General features: G+C 65.7%; 18 protein-coding genes. 10 read left to right on the top strand and 8 right to left on the bottom strand.

Features of this window, described 5'->3' with window-relative positions; genetic code table 11:
• Positions 1–13 precede the first annotated feature (13 nt).
• Entirely contained in the window at positions 14–250 is a 237-nt protein-coding gene (locus ACZY1F_RS19465) for a hypothetical protein (protein WP_463919106.1), read from the top strand.
• A gap of 167 nt (positions 251–417) precedes the next feature.
• On the opposite strand, the gene ACZY1F_RS19470 is transcribed toward ACZY1F_RS19465, so the two are convergent.
• From ACZY1F_RS19470 to ACZY1F_RS19480, 3 genes are all read right to left on the bottom strand, one after another.
• Positions 418–705 (bottom strand): MoaD/ThiS family protein, encoded by a 288-nt coding sequence (locus ACZY1F_RS19470; RefSeq protein ID WP_463944095.1) that lies wholly within the window; start codon positions 703–705, stop codon positions 418–420.
• On the bottom strand, positions 698–1,843 hold the full coding sequence (locus ACZY1F_RS19475) for a WD40/YVTN/BNR-like repeat-containing protein (RefSeq protein WP_463944096.1): 1,146 nt from the start codon (positions 1,841–1,843) through the stop codon (positions 698–700). The genes ACZY1F_RS19470 and ACZY1F_RS19475 overlap by 8 nt, the downstream gene beginning before the upstream one ends.
• A 109-nt stretch (positions 1,844–1,952) precedes the next feature.
• Complete coding sequence (locus ACZY1F_RS19480) at positions 1,953–2,153, bottom strand: hypothetical protein (RefSeq protein ID WP_463919178.1); 201 nt, start codon at positions 2,151–2,153, stop codon at positions 1,953–1,955.
• A gap of 275 nt (positions 2,154–2,428) precedes the next feature.
• Here ACZY1F_RS19480 and ACZY1F_RS19485 point away from each other — a divergent pair, with 275 nt between their 5' ends.
• From ACZY1F_RS19485 to ACZY1F_RS19510, 6 genes are all read left to right on the top strand, one after another.
• Positions 2,429–3,100 (top strand): hypothetical protein, encoded by a 672-nt coding sequence (locus ACZY1F_RS19485; protein WP_463944097.1) that lies wholly within the window; start codon positions 2,429–2,431, stop codon positions 3,098–3,100.
• A 102-nt stretch (positions 3,101–3,202) separates the two neighbouring features.
• Entirely contained in the window at positions 3,203–3,946 is a 744-nt protein-coding gene (locus tag ACZY1F_RS19490; protein ID WP_463944098.1) for a class F sortase, read from the top strand.
• Positions 3,947–4,011: 65 nt separating this feature from the next.
• On the top strand, positions 4,012–4,530 hold the full coding sequence (locus ACZY1F_RS19495) for a universal stress protein (RefSeq protein ID WP_463944099.1): 519 nt from the start codon (positions 4,012–4,014) through the stop codon (positions 4,528–4,530).
• Between the two features lie 327 nt (positions 4,531–4,857).
• Entirely contained in the window at positions 4,858–5,205 is a 348-nt protein-coding gene (locus tag ACZY1F_RS19500; protein ID WP_463944100.1) for a metal-sensitive transcriptional regulator, read from the top strand.
• Positions 5,206–5,268: 63 nt separating this feature from the next.
• Positions 5,269–5,499, top strand: coding sequence for a heavy-metal-associated domain-containing protein (locus ACZY1F_RS19505; RefSeq protein ID WP_185261998.1), 231 nt, complete (start codon positions 5,269–5,271; stop codon positions 5,497–5,499).
• Positions 5,500–5,522: 23 nt separating this feature from the next.
• Entirely contained in the window at positions 5,523–7,904 is a 2,382-nt protein-coding gene (locus ACZY1F_RS19510; protein ID WP_463944101.1) for a heavy metal translocating P-type ATPase, read from the top strand.
• Positions 7,905–7,924: 20 nt separating this feature from the next.
• On the opposite strand, the gene ACZY1F_RS19515 is transcribed toward ACZY1F_RS19510, so the two are convergent.
• Positions 7,925–8,197, bottom strand: coding sequence for a DUF2277 domain-containing protein (locus tag ACZY1F_RS19515; protein WP_463944102.1), 273 nt, complete (start codon positions 8,195–8,197; stop codon positions 7,925–7,927).
• A 289-nt stretch (positions 8,198–8,486) separates the two neighbouring features.
• On the opposite strand from ACZY1F_RS19515, the gene ACZY1F_RS19520 reads away from it, so the two are divergent.
• Complete coding sequence (locus tag ACZY1F_RS19520) at positions 8,487–8,750, top strand: WXG100 family type VII secretion target (protein ID WP_111908407.1); 264 nt, start codon at positions 8,487–8,489, stop codon at positions 8,748–8,750.
• Positions 8,751–8,905: 155 nt separating this feature from the next.
• On the opposite strand, the gene ACZY1F_RS19525 is transcribed toward ACZY1F_RS19520, so the two are convergent.
• Positions 8,906–9,910, bottom strand: coding sequence for an EamA family transporter (locus tag ACZY1F_RS19525; RefSeq protein WP_463944103.1), 1,005 nt, complete (start codon positions 9,908–9,910; stop codon positions 8,906–8,908).
• A gap of 71 nt (positions 9,911–9,981) precedes the next feature.
• Between ACZY1F_RS19525 and ACZY1F_RS19530 the strand changes: the two genes are divergently transcribed.
• The gene (locus ACZY1F_RS19530) at positions 9,982–10,527 is read left to right on the top strand and encodes a CGNR zinc finger domain-containing protein (protein ID WP_463944104.1); all 546 of its coding nucleotides are present in this window, start codon (positions 9,982–9,984) and stop codon (positions 10,525–10,527) included.
• A gap of 77 nt (positions 10,528–10,604) precedes the next feature.
• Here the strand turns inward: ACZY1F_RS19530 and ACZY1F_RS19535 are convergent, their stop codons facing one another.
• From ACZY1F_RS19535 to ACZY1F_RS19545, 3 genes are all read right to left on the bottom strand, one after another.
• Positions 10,605–10,976: a hypothetical protein gene (locus ACZY1F_RS19535; RefSeq protein ID WP_463944105.1), complete on the bottom strand. Its 372-nt coding sequence runs from the start codon at positions 10,974–10,976 to the stop codon at positions 10,605–10,607.
• Between the two features lie 105 nt (positions 10,977–11,081).
• Positions 11,082–11,672, bottom strand: coding sequence for a hypothetical protein (locus ACZY1F_RS19540; protein WP_463944106.1), 591 nt, complete (start codon positions 11,670–11,672; stop codon positions 11,082–11,084).
• A 25-nt stretch (positions 11,673–11,697) separates the two neighbouring features.
• Positions 11,698–13,047 carry an MATE family efflux transporter gene (locus ACZY1F_RS19545; RefSeq protein ID WP_463944107.1) on the bottom strand — a complete coding sequence of 450 codons (1,350 nt, stop codon included), beginning with the start codon at positions 13,045–13,047 and terminating at the stop codon, positions 11,698–11,700.
• A 128-nt stretch (positions 13,048–13,175) separates the two neighbouring features.
• On the opposite strand from ACZY1F_RS19545, the gene ACZY1F_RS19550 reads away from it, so the two are divergent.
• Complete coding sequence (locus ACZY1F_RS19550; RefSeq protein ID WP_463944108.1) at positions 13,176–13,610, top strand: DoxX family protein; 435 nt, start codon at positions 13,176–13,178, stop codon at positions 13,608–13,610.
• Positions 13,611–13,626 lie beyond the last annotated feature (16 nt).

Here is a 13,626-nt window from a genome sequence, read left to right on the forward strand (position 1 = left end):
CCAGGAGGCCCCCATGTTGAAGGAAGCCAAAGCCCATGTAACAAGAATCCGCGCCCTGGACCAGCTCCACCGCGGTGATGAAATCGAAGCCCGCCTTTCCGTAGGCCCCAGCTACGACGACGTGGTCATCCGCCGCGGCCTTGTCCAGGAGACAGCACCGGGAATCGGCGTTGTCTGGATCATGGACCATCACACCGGCTCGCGGAAAGCGATCAATACGGACGAATGCAGCGTCTGGCGGATTGCCTGACCCGGATCCGGGCCTCTGAGGGAGTACCTCCTTGCGGTACCTGCCCCAGGAACCTTGCACGGCCGAGCTTGCACCGCGGAATCTTGCACCGCGGCGCGGGCGCAGTCAGTCAGGACTGCCCGCCGCGCGGCTCAGCCGGACCGGATCGCTCACGAGACGCTTCGGCCTTAACCTCCGGCCACCGACTGGATGATCAGCACCTCTTGCCCGGGCGACACCTCGGTTTGCAGGCCCTGGAGCCGGCGCACTTCGTCGCCGGAAACGTAAATATTCACGTACCGGCGAAGCGCTCCCGTTTCGTCCCGCAGCCTTCTGGCCAGCACCGGGTAACCCCCAGTCACCGTATCCAGCAGGCTTCCCACAGTCACCGTCGCGTCGGCGGGCGCAGTCAGGATGGACTGCCCGCCGGCCAGCGGCTGGAGAATGCTAGGTAGTACCACGCTGATGTCAGGCACCGCGGGCCTCCACCGTGTCCGGAACCGCCAGTCCAGCCCCGGCGACCACGGCGGCGCGGACACACAGGACATCGGGGAGATGACTGACAACTTCAGCAAACGTCTCTCCTTCATCCGCACTGGCGTACACCGTGCCGCCGCGGGTGCCAAAGTAGAGGCCGGCCGGCTCGGATGAATCCACGCCCGCGGCGTCACGGAGCACGCTGTTGTACTCGCCCTCGGGCAGGCCTGTATCTAGGCGCTTCCAGCTGGCCCCGGCATCGTCCGTTCGGTGCACGGCAAGCTTTCCATCCGGCGGGATCCGCTCGCCGTCGGCTTTGAGCGGCACAACCCAGGCGGTGCCCTCCCGCCGGGGGTGCGTCAGCATCACAAACCCGAAGTCGGCCGGAAGGCCGTCGGCGATGGAGTCCCAGTTTTCGCCGTTGTCATCCGTGCGGTAGACGCCATGATGGTTCTGCGCGTACAGCCGTCCTTCCACAGCAGCGTCCGCCGCGATCTTGTGGACGCACTGGCCGAATTCAGGATTGGGGTCCGGCATGAAGTAGGCCGAAATACCCTTGTTGCGGGGCTCCCACGACGCACCGCCGTCGAGCGAGCGGTACACACCGCCGGTGCTCATGGCGACGTGGACGTTGTCCCCCGCCTGATTCACCACGATGGAGTGCGCGGCGGCGCCGCCGTAACCCGCACCCCAGTCGCTGCGATGCGGGTGATCCCAGAGCCCGCGGTTGAGCTCGAAATGCTCGCCGCCATCAGTGGATTTCCAGACCGAGATCGGTTCGGCACCTGCCCACACCACCCCTGGCCGCGACTCTGCGTCCGGGTAGATCTGCCAGATGCGCTCCACTGCCGCGCCGGTGTCCTCGGGAAACGTGATGGCGCCCTGTTCGGGTTCGGTCCAGGTGGCGCCAAGGTCGTCGGAGTGGGCCACGGTGGGTCCCCAGTGCTCGGACCTGACGCCCACCATGATCCGGGTTCGGCCGTCCCGCGTGTCGATCCCGATGCTGGGGATTTCGCTCATCAGGAAATGCGGGCCGGAGAAGGACCATTGCTTCCGGTCCTGGCTGGTGGCCAGCCAGAGGCCTTTTTTGGTCCCGATCGCTAAGACAAAGTTCTCTGCGGTTGCCATGCACCCCATGCAACCACCCCGGCCGGAGGGCCGCAACGCTTTTCTTCGCTATGTGGACTGGCTCGGGTGTATTGGTCCTGCGTGGACTGGACGCTTGGGCCGTGCCGGCGGCGCCCTGTCAGTCCACGAATTCGGACTGCGTTTCGATGAAATCCCAGTCGGCTTCGGTTAGGACAGCCACCGGGGTACCCGGGTGCGGGCCGCCGGCTTCGGCGATGCCCTGCAACACCGGTAACGGCAGTTCCAGCGCACGGAGGTTTTCCCGCAGCCATTCCTTGGTTTGCAGGTTCAGATCCAGCCACCACATGTAGATTTCCATGCCGGTCACGCACCTTTCGTATGCTTCAACGTTAGGCGCCGCCCTGTCCACGTTCAAGGGTGGCAACACTCCAGTAGCGGACTCCCACTTTCGCGTACAGGCAGGTATCGCCGCAGGTCAACGTGGCCAAAAGACGAGTACCCGCTACCCGCGACCGCACCTGTCCGCCGCCCCTAGCCTGAACAGACAAGCAAGCTGACCGTGCTGCTGGGGCACTCAGAGTCACCGCTACGCCCCCCATCATGGTCCGTTTCAGACAATCTGGGGAGAAAACAATGAAACGCACCTTAGCAACACTGGGGCTCATGGGGCTGGCATTGCTCACCGTCTCGGCCCCGGCCAGCGCGGCAGACAAAGTCACTCTCTGCCACAACGGTCATGACATCAGTATCGACATCCACGGGGTGAACGGCCTGGTTGCCCATAGCGGACACTCCCACGACATCATCCCGCCCAACGCGCTGCTGCCTGCCGGCTTGAACTGGGACGCCCAAGGGATGGCGGACTTTGCCAATGGCTGTGAGCCGGTGGCGCTTCCACCCGTTGTGGTGGTTCCACCGGTTGTAGTGCCGCCCGTGGTTGTTCCGCCAGTGGTGGTGCCGCCCGTCGTCGTCCCGCCTGCAGAAGAGCCCGTGGTGGTGCCGCCGGTCGTCGTCCCGCCTGCAGAAGAGCCCGTGGTGGTCCCGCCGGCCGTGGTGGAGACGCCTGTGGTGGAGTCGGCAGTCGTTGTCCAGACGCCGGTCACCACGGTTACCCCCTCCGTACAGACCCCCGCCGGCACCGGGGCAGCGGCTGTCAGCCAGGGCACCAACCAGGGCTTCAACGCGCAGACCTCAGTGGGCGGAGCCGAGAGCGCTCCTACCTGGCTCGCGGGCTTGGGCCTGATGCTCGGCGCCGGCGCACTGGTGGCCGTACGCCGCAGGTCCCTGGAACCAAAGGCAGACTAGCCCGCAGCTCGAACTGGGCCGAGCTGACACGAAGGGCGCCCCGCCAACTCAAGGCGGGGCGCCCTTCCTGTAAGCACACTTTCCAACGGCGTGAGGAGCATCGTGGCAAAGCAAACCGGACGGCACGAAGTGCCGAAGCGGCACCGCGGCCTGAACCGCGGAGACATCGCCATCCTGGCCTGCGGCGTCCTTGGCTTCCTGTCCCTCACGTTCGGTGGGCCGCTGCTGGACCAGCAGGGGGCCGCAACACCGGGAACAAGCACTGCAGGCTACTCTTCCGGAACCTCGTCGATCCAGCTGCCGTTGCCCCTGGCCGTTTCAGGCCTTCCATCGGCACCGTCTGCATCTGTGCCGGTTGCATCCTTACCATCCGCAGCGGCACCCGTGGCCGCCAGCCCGGTCCTCCCGGAGGCCTCGGCCCCGCAGCGGATCGTCTATCCGAAAGCAGCGATGGACACGGCCGTGCATCCGCTGGCGCCGGACAGCACCGCCGTCGAAAGCCAGACGATCGTGCCGCCCACCACCATGGACGGGTATTGGCTGACACCGTTCGGGACTCCCGGCAACGGGTCGGGCAACACGACGTACATCATCGGGCACAGCTGGGAGGGCCGGGACGCCCCGTTCAACCACCTCAGCTCCGCCGCCGCCGTCGGCGACACGTTCGAGGTCGTCACGGAAACCGGGATCATCCGCTACCGCGTGGACAGCGTCACCACCTACCTCAAGGACAGTCTTAAAGACAGCCCCATCTGGGACATGGTGCCCAGCCGCGTGGTCCTGATCAGCTGCTACACGGAAGACCCGTGGGGCAAGAACGTGGTGGTCTCGGCGTCGCCCGTCTGAGGCGTCCGTTTCCGTCGGCCCCCGCAGCCCTGTTCAAGCGTTCCGTGCGGGCACAGAATGGCCTTATGAGTCCAGAACGTTTCAGTGGCCCGCCTCCACTCCTGGTCGGCGTGTTGCCCGATCAGCATCCCGAGGTGCTGAAGACCGCCACATCCCTCGCGGCCCGCCTGTCAGCGCCGTTGCTGTTCGCCTATGTTGACGAGGCCAGCTACCTGGTGGAATGGGATCCAACCAGATCCGCGCACCGACTGTCGCTGCACCCGGACAAGGACGACGACAATATCCGCTCCGTCACCACGGAACTCAGGACGGTGATCACCGAAGCCGTGGCCGATGCCGCTTCGTCGGGCACCCCCGTGGACTGGACGCTGCGGACCCTCGCCGGCGATCCGGGCCGCGCCCTCGCCCGGCTCGCCGCTGAAAGCAACTCCCCCATGATCATTGTTGGAACATCGGAGCGCGGCCTGACCCACCGGATCTCCGAACTGCTCAACGGATCGGTGGGACTGTGGCTGACGCATCATCAAAGCCGCCCCGTGCTGGTGGTTCCCTACCGGAAGCCTGCCCATCAGGACGATGCCTAAGCCGGGAGCCTGAAGCGACACCCGTTGCCCCGCCCCATTCGGGGAGGTTTTCGGGTGGCCGAAATAATAAAGCGAAAGTAGTTATTCGAGGTGGTAGCGGACGGCAGTACTGGCAAGTAAGCTAGTTCAAGCAGAGGGATCCGGCCGCAACGGCTGGTGACTCTGCCCAAATGCTGCTCCGGAGTGCGTATCCCCCAATAACGCACTCCGGAGCTTTTTTGTGCCCTTCCACAGCTGCGCCGGCCCCGGACTCGTGGCGCGCACTTCCGAACAAAATACCCCCAGGGGGTACTTGCAATATACCCCCACCGGGTATAAGTTGGCAGCATGGAACCTTCGCAGGAAACCTTGACCCCCCATTCCGGCATTGACCCGGCGCCTCCGCATGGTTACACCGCAAACAAAGAGGCCTACCTCCGCCGGCTCAAGCGAATCGAGGGCCAGGTCCGCGGCATCGCCCGGATGGTGGATGAGGACAAGTACTGCATCGACATCCTGACCCAGGTCTCCGCGGTCACCAAGGCCCTGCACGCCGTGAGCCTGGGACTCGTGGAAGAGCACATCGGCCACTGCGTGGTGGGCGCCGCAGGCGAACCCGATCCTGCCCTTCGCGCTGAAGCCATAGACGTCAAAGTTAAAGAAGCCACAGAGGCCATCGGCCGCCTCCTGCGCTGACCACCCGCTACCGACCACCCATTCACGGCCGGCCACTGCCGGTCCCCTTTCAAGGAGCCAGCCATGAGCACCACTTCCACCACCGTCAACGTGTCCGGCATGACCTGCGGCCACTGCGTTTCGTCTGTCAGCGAGGAACTTGAATCGCTCGCCGGGGTTGAAACGGTCGACGTCGAACTCAACGCCGGCGGCATTTCCACCGTAACCATCACCTCAAGCCAGCAGCTGTCGCCGTCCGAGATCGGCGAAGCGGTAGCCGAAGCCGGCTACCTGGTTGTTGCCAACAACGCGTAACGCTGTCTGATCGGGGATCCACCATGAGCACAGACCATCTCCACCACCAACCCCAAAACCGGGTGGTTGAACTGGACATTGAGGGCATGACCTGCGCCTCCTGCGTGAACCGCGTGGAAAAGAAGCTGGGCAAACTCGACGGCGTCGAAGCCTCCGTCAACCTCCCGCTGGAATCCGCCCACGTCACCGTCCCGGCCGGCATCACGGACCAGCAAATTGTGGACACCGTCAATGCAACGGGCTACAAAGCCAAAGTCCGCGAATCCCCCACCCATAGTCACCACGGAGGCACGGAAGACGGGCACAGCGCCGACTCCGGTGGCATGCGGAAGCGTGCGTCTAAGGGAGGAACGACCGAGCACGCGGAGCATGGTGCCGAAGGCGGCGCACAAGGTGACCACATGCAACACGGCGGAACCGCGGCCCAACTACGCCCGCGCCTGATCGTGGCCGCGCTACTGACTCTCCCCGTTCTCGCAATTTCGATGGTCCCGGCACTGCAGTTTCCCAACTGGGGTTGGGTAGCCGGGGCCTTGGCACTTCCGGTGGTCAGCTGGGCGGCCTGGCCCTTCCACCGCGCTGCGGCCGTGAATGCGCGCCATCTGGCGTCCACCATGGACACGCTTGTCTCGATTGGCGTCGCAGCGGCCTACCTGTTCAGTGTGTGGCAGCTCGCCACGGATCCCGGCTTGACCGCCCAGCCGGCCATGGATGGGATGGAGTCCGCGGGCCTCTACTTCGAAGTGGCCGCCGTGGTCACCACCTTCCTGCTCCTTGGCAGGTTCCTCGAAGCCAACGCCAAGCAGAAGGCCGGCGACGCCCTCAAGGCGTTGCTGAACCTCGGCGCCAAGGACGCCACCATCCTTCACGAGGGCTCCGAACATAAAGTCCCCGCCGATCAGCTCCGCGTGGGAGACGTTGTGGTGGTGCGTCCCGGCGAAAAGATCGCCACGGACGGAGAGGTGATCGACGGTATTTCAGCTGTTGACGCGTCCCTGCTGACCGGCGAATCCGTCCCGGTGGAGGTAGCGCCAGGGAGCAAAGTCACCGGCGCCACCATCAACACGTCCGGACGGCTGCTGGTCCGGGCCACCCGGGTGGGCTCCGAAACCACGCTGGCACAAATGGCCCGGCTGGTCTCGCAGGCGCAAACCGGGAAGGCCCCCATCGCGCGCCTCGCCGACCGGATCAGCGCCGTGTTCGTCCCCATCGTTCTTGCCCTCGCCGTGCTCACGTTTGGGCTGTGGCTCGCGTTCAACGGACCGGTGATTGAGCCTGCCGAGCTCAGGGCAGCTTTTACCGCCGCAGTTACTGTTTTGGTCATCGCTTGCCCGTGCGCCCTGGGGCTGGCCACTCCCGTGGGGCTGCTCACCGGAACCGGCCGCGGCGCCCAGCTGGGCATCCTGATCAAGGGCCCGCAGGTCCTGGAAGACACCCGCACGGTGGACACCATCCTGCTCGATAAGACCGGCACCGTTACCACCGGAAAACTCGCCGTGGGCCATACCCTCGCGTTTGACGGCTACCAGAGCAGGGAGGTGCTGCGGCTCGCCGGCGCCGTCGAAGCGGCATCGGAGCACCCGATCGCCCACGCCATCGCGGCCGCGGCTGCGGAGGCACAAACCCGGCACGACGACGGCGCGCGGCTCCCCGCCGTCGAACACTTCCGTTCGGCACCCGGCGGCGGAGTGGTGGGAACCATTGAAGGGCGCGTAATCCTGGCAGGCCGCACCGGCTGGCTCACAGAGAACGGCGTCCGCCCCTCCGGCGCGCAGATGGAGGCGCTGGCCGACGCGGAAGCCACGGGTGCCACGGCCATCTGGGTGGCGGTGGACGGCGCCCCGGCCGGAATCATCAGTCTCCGGGACAGCGTGAAGCCGGGCTCCGCCGAAGCCGTGGCAAAGCTGAAGAAGCTCGGGCTGCGCCCCATTCTGCTGACCGGGGACAACGCCGCTGTGGCCGCACAGGTCGCTGCCGCCGTCGGGATTTCCCCTGGCGATGTCCATGCCGGTGTCCTGCCTGCCGGGAAGGTGGACGCTGTCCGACGGCTCCAGGCGGGCGGGGCCATTGTGGCGATGGCCGGCGACGGCGTGAATGATGCTGCCGCGCTGGCGCAGGCTGACCTCGGCATTGCCATGGGATCCGGTACGGATGTGGCCATCGAGGCGGCGGACCTCACCGTCATGGGCAACGATCTGGGTCAGGTGGCACAGGCGATCGAATTGTCGCGGCGGACGCTGGCCACCATCAAGACCAACCTGTTCTGGGCGTTCTTCTATAACGCCATCGGCATTCCCGTGGCCGCCCTGGGCCTGTTGAACCCGATGATTGCCGGTGCCGCGATGGCGGCGAGTTCCGTGCTGGTGGTGGCCAACTCGCTCCGGCTGCGCAGCTTCGGCAAGTAGGTCCTCAGGCGGCTCGGTCCTCAGGCGGTGCCGAAGCGCACGGCCGCGCGGGCCCTTGCTTTAGCGGCCTCTTCGTCCCGGTGCTTGGCAGGAGCGTGGGTGACCAGCGACTCGAGCAGGTGTTGGGTGATGTGGGCGATCTCGTGCACCGCCGCTTCGAAGGCGTCCTCGTTCGCCTTGGATGGCTTGGTGCTGCCGCTGACCTTGCGCACATACTGCAGCGCGGCGGCATGCACTTCCTCAGAGGTGGCTTGCGGTTCAAAGTTGTGGAGGGTTCGTATATTCCGGCACATATGCCCATGCTAGGCTCTGGAACGCCTCGGATCGACCCCCAGCCCTGCGGTGCTCGAGCCTGGGGCCACGACCGCCGGGTTCCCTGCCCGAGCTTGCGAGGGTGAGGGGGCGGTTGGGGAGCGAGATTGGACAGGCTCAACCACCGATATGTTGTCCAGCATGGGCAGCGGTGCCCATCGACAGTATTTTTGGGCCGGGATAGGTTCTAGGTAATGGATCTTCCGGATCAGCCGGAGGCCACTGGGGATGCCGATCTGGATCGGATCCAAGACAACGAGGAGAAAACTAATGGCCATTTGGGGCGCAGATGTAGAACAGCTCAGGACTCTTGGCAGCAAGCTGCAGGCCGGTGCCGGCGAGATTGAGCAGCAGCGATCCAACCTCTCCCGCGTGCTGGACAGCACCAACTGGGAAGGCCCGGACGCCACCCACTTCCGTGGCGAATGGTCAGGCACGCACACCGCGGCACTGAACCAGGTCATCCAGGCGCTGAAGGATGCCGGCCAGAAGGCCACCAAGAACGCCAACGAGCAGGACCAGGCTTCACGCTAACCGCAGAAGCTCTGCCGCGGGTGCCCGGACACATCACAGTGTCCGGGCCCCCGCGGCATTTAACAACGCGCCGCCGGGCACTGCCGCCGTTCGTGGGGCAGGTTCTTCAGGGCAAGTTCTTCAAGACTGGACGGTCAGGACTGGGCAACCGGCACTCAGGGCACAGGTTCAACGTCGTTCGCGTGGTCGAGCGGGGCGGGCGTCCCGACAACAACTGCGGCCGTTCCGGAGCGTAGTTCGTCCAGCCGGACCAGAACCACCCCGCCCACAATGAGGACGCCGCCCAGGAGTTGGATGGCACCGGGAAGCTCACCCAGGAGCAGCCAGGCCCAGACCACGGCGAAAAGCACCTCGGTAAGGGAGACGAAGGAGGCTACCTTGGAGCCGAGGGCACGGGCAGCGACGATGCCGGAAACATACGCCAGGACTGTTGCCATGACGATCAGGCCGCCCAGGGAGACCCACCAGGGCGCTATCCAAGGGCCCAGCTTGGTATCCGCGGTGCTGAAGGCCATGGGAAGCAGCCCGGTGGCGGCCGCCAGCCACATAACGGCCGCCCCCACCAGCAGCCCGACGGACGCCAGGACGATGGGAGGCAGGGAATCATTTTCCTTGGCCGTGATGAAGAAGTAGATGGCAAGGCATACGGCAGCGGCCATCCCCCACAGGACTCCGACGATGTCGATCTTGACCGTTCCGGTGAGGTCCAGCACCAGGATCAGGCCGCCGAGCGAGAGCAACGTTCCGCCGAAGGTCAACGCCCGTGGGCGCTTTTTGCTCGCTCCCCACAGCCAAAGCACGATGAGCACGGGAGCCAGGTATTCAAGCAACAGCGCTACGCCCACGGAGAGACGGGCTACGGCGTTGAAGTAGAACAGCTGGCACGCGGCCACGCCGATCAGGCCGAATAGACCGATGGTGACCCAGTTGTCGCGCAGCTGGTACCACCGTCCGCGTAAGGCCAGAATCGCAGGAATTGCGAGAATCAGCGCGGCGCCGGTCAGGCGGGCTGTCACGGCAGCGCCCGGGGACCAGCCGGTCTCCAGGAGCGCCTTGGCAAAGGAGCCGGAGAGCCCGAAGACGGCAGAAGAGAACAACGCGATTCCAAGGCCGGAGCCAAGGAATCCGCCCGCGGCTGCGGGGTTAGGGGCGGCAGTCACCGACGCCTCCTGTCAGGAGTAAAGTGGGGTAATGGTCCTGACATTACGCCCGCTCCCAGTAAGGAGTCAAGATGGTCTTTGCCCCTGACACCGAAATAGCCCTGCGCACCGTGGTCAACCTGATCAACACGGCCGCCAACGGACGCGAATTACTCGCCACGGTGGCGGAGCTGGATGGCTTCCTCCACTCCGAAGGGTTCAGTGGATCCCGCGCCGGCGATGCGGCCGAGCTGTCGAGCATCTACGAACTGCGCGAGCGGCTTGGCGCACTCTGGACTGCAGACGAAGACACTGCCGTGGCGAGCGTCAACCGCCTTTTGCGCGAAGCCAACGCACTCCCCCAGCTGATGAAGCACGATGAGTGGGACTGGCATCTGCACGCCACTGCCAGGGACGCACCGTTGGCTGAGCGAATGGGCACCGAAGCTGCCATGGCCCTGGCGGACGTCATCCGGAGCAAGGAAATGGACCGCATGCTGGTGTGCGAGGCCGAGGACTGCGATGCCGTGGTCCTGGACCTCAGCCGCAACCGGTCGAAACGGTATTGCGACACCGGGAACTGTGCCAACCGAGCGCACGTGGCAGCGTACCGGGCGCGGCAGGCGACGGTCCGCTGAGCCAGCGGCGGGACCTCGGGCAGGACCGGCGCGCGAGAAGCCGCTACGCGGGAATCCCGCCTGCGGAAGGCGGTGCGCTAGGAGTGGCTGGAGCCGGGGCTGTCAGCGTCCGGAGTCTCCGGGGCGCCGCCGGCTTGGCCTGCGCCGTGTCCCCCGAATCCATGCGATGGCTTCCGCGCTGAACTCAGGTTGACGCCCGATCCCTTGCCCAGGTCTTCGGGGTTCTCTTTGTGGCTCATCGCCAGCATGGCCGCGATCACCAGCGTGACGATGAACGCTATGCCGGCGCCTGTGAAGGCGAGGTCGAACCGGGGGGTCTTCGAGCTGCCGCCGGAGGCGAAGATCAGCACCGCGACGAAGGCGAGGACGGCCCAGAACGCAGAGAACATCAGCGGCCCCTTCACCGAGGTCCGCAGATTGCGCGGTTTTCCTGGTTTCTGGTCTGCCAAGGTAGTTCCTCTCCTACAGCCATGCCGAAGGGCGTGCTGGTTCGAATGTGTGCGGGGTTGTTCCGGGCGCGTTTTCTACGCCGGGTAGAACCTTTCGCTTCTAGTTTACGGCTTCGCGGAGGCGGGCCGGGAATCGTGCCTTAGCGACAGCCCGGACAGGACCCAGAGCACACCGGAGATGATGGCTCCGCCGCCGGCGACGCCAAGCAGGGCATGAGCTCCGAGACTGATGAAGAAAGGCAGGACCGCCGCGGTACCAAGCCCGATAATGCCCGAGGCCACCCAGTCGCGGGCCAGCACGCTCCGGCCGCGATACCGGAGTCCACAGTACAGCTCCACCGCTCCGGCCAGGCCAAGTCCCACGGTCGCAACGACGCCGAAGACGCGGTCCCCGTGGAGCAGCGCCAGGGCGACGCCGGCGCCTGCCAGGGCCGCCCCGGCGGCGGAGAGGATTTTGCCGGGCATGCCGTCACGCACGTAGCCGGTCTTCGGGATGGCCCAGAGGACCAGCAGGCCTGTGACCAGCAGATAGAGCCCGCCTGACCAGCCCATGACCTGGACCGATGGTCCGGCCCAGAAAATGGTCACGGCACCGAAGGCCAGTGCGGCCAAGGCCCGGAGCAATACCGGCTTCCACAGGTCTGCCTGCTGGGCGGTGCCGGCGGGAGCATCTGTGGGTGTCAGTGGTTGGTTCACCGGTCCAGTTTAGTGGCCGCCGGCCCTATGGCGAACCCAGCACCATCCAGCGGTCCGACCGGGCACGCAGTCCCAGCGTCAGCGCCCGGGCGGCCATATAGCCCAGCGCAAAGGCGGCCCACAGCCACACGAGGCCCGAAACTGCGGACATGCCCGTGACCGCGACGGCTACGAGCATGGGGATGTAGACGGCGAGGTTGACCACGCCCGCAAGTGCCAGGTACTTGGCGTCCCCGGCACCGATCAGCACTCCGTCCAGGACAAAAACATAGCCGGCAATGGGCTGACCGGCGGCCATGATCCACAGGGCGTACGTCAGTACGGACTGCACGCCGGCGTCGGAAGTGAACAGCGCCCCCGCCCAGGGCGCAGCGACGGCCAGCAGGGCTCCCGTGACCACGCCGAATCCAACACCCCAGCGGATCATGGTCCGGGTCAGTTGCCGCGCCCTGACAGGGTTGGCGGCGCCCAGTTCCTTGCCGATCAGGGCCTGGGCGGCGATGGCAAGGGCATCGAGGGCAAAAGCGAGGAACGAGAAGATGGTCATGGCCAGCTGGTGCGCCGCCAGGTTGACGGCACCTTGCCCCGTGACCACAACAACCGTGGCCAGGATGGCAATGCGCAGGCTCAGGGTGCGGAGCATGAGCCACGAACCGACGCGGGTCATCGCGCGGATACCGTTCCAGTCGGGCCACAGGCTGATGCCATGCCGGGCAGCATTTCGCTGGACCATCAGCAGATAGATGGCCGCCATGGCCCATTGCGCCACGCTGGTGCCTGCCGCCGAGCCGGCAACGGACCAGCCCAAACCGTAGACCAGCCACAGGTTGAGGACAATATTCAGGGCAAAGCCTGCGGTAGCCACGAGCAGCGGTGTCCTGGTGTCCTGCAATCCGCGGAGGACACCCGTGCCCGCAAAGATGAGCAGCATGGCCACCAGGCCGGGCATGGACCACCGCAGATAGTCAACGGCGAATGAACGAACCTCGCCTTCCGCGCCCATCAGGGACACCAGCGGTTCAGCGGCCCAGAAACCGGCCACCGCCAGGACTATGCCCAGCAGAAGAGCCAGCCAGACGCCGTCGCGCCCCGCCGCAAGCGCCTTGCCCAACTGGCCGTGTCCCATCGCGCGGGCCACCGCCGGGGTGGTGGAGTACGCGAGGAAAACCATCAGGCCGACGGCGGTGTGCAGCACCGCGGAGGCAAGCCCCACACCGGCCAGCTGGGCCACGCCTAGGTGGCCCACAATGGCCGAATCCGCGAGCAGGAACAGCGGTTCTGCGATCAGTGCGCCGAACGCCGGCACGGCGAGCCGCAGGATTTCCCGGGTATGGCTGGCGGGACGCTTCACGGTGGGGGCGGATTGATTGGGCACAGTTTCAGACTATCGGCCGGCACCGGCCACCCGGCGGCCCTGGTTCCGTGACGCCGGAAGTCATGACAAAGGACACAATGCCCGACCATTAGTTGACACTTCAACTAATGGTCGGGGAGACTCGATTTATGAATCAGTCACGCCTTATCACCACCGCCATCACCATCCTGCGCGTCATCCTCGGCTTCCTCTTCGCCGCCCACGGCTGGCAGAAGTTCAATGAATGGACCATCGCCGGCACCCAGGCCGCGTTCACCCAGATGGGCGTGCCCGCAGCCAACGTGTCAGCACCCCTGGTTGCTGGCCTGGAGCTCGCCGGCGGCATTGCCCTCATCCTCGGCGTACTCACCCGCGTGGTGGCTGGCCTGCTGGCCGTGAACATGATCGGCGCCCTCTTCCTGGTGCACGCCTCGGCAGGAGTCTTCGCCGACAAGGGCGGGTACGAACTGGTGCTGCTCCTGGGCGCTGCCGCGCTGGCCCTCGCACTCACCGGAGCCGGCCGCGTGTCCGTGGACCGTGTCCTGTTCGGCCGCAAGGGCTCCAAACTGGCAGTCCTCGCTTAAGCGGACTCCCCAAAGC

The organism is Pseudarthrobacter xylosi, assembly GCF_055412765.1.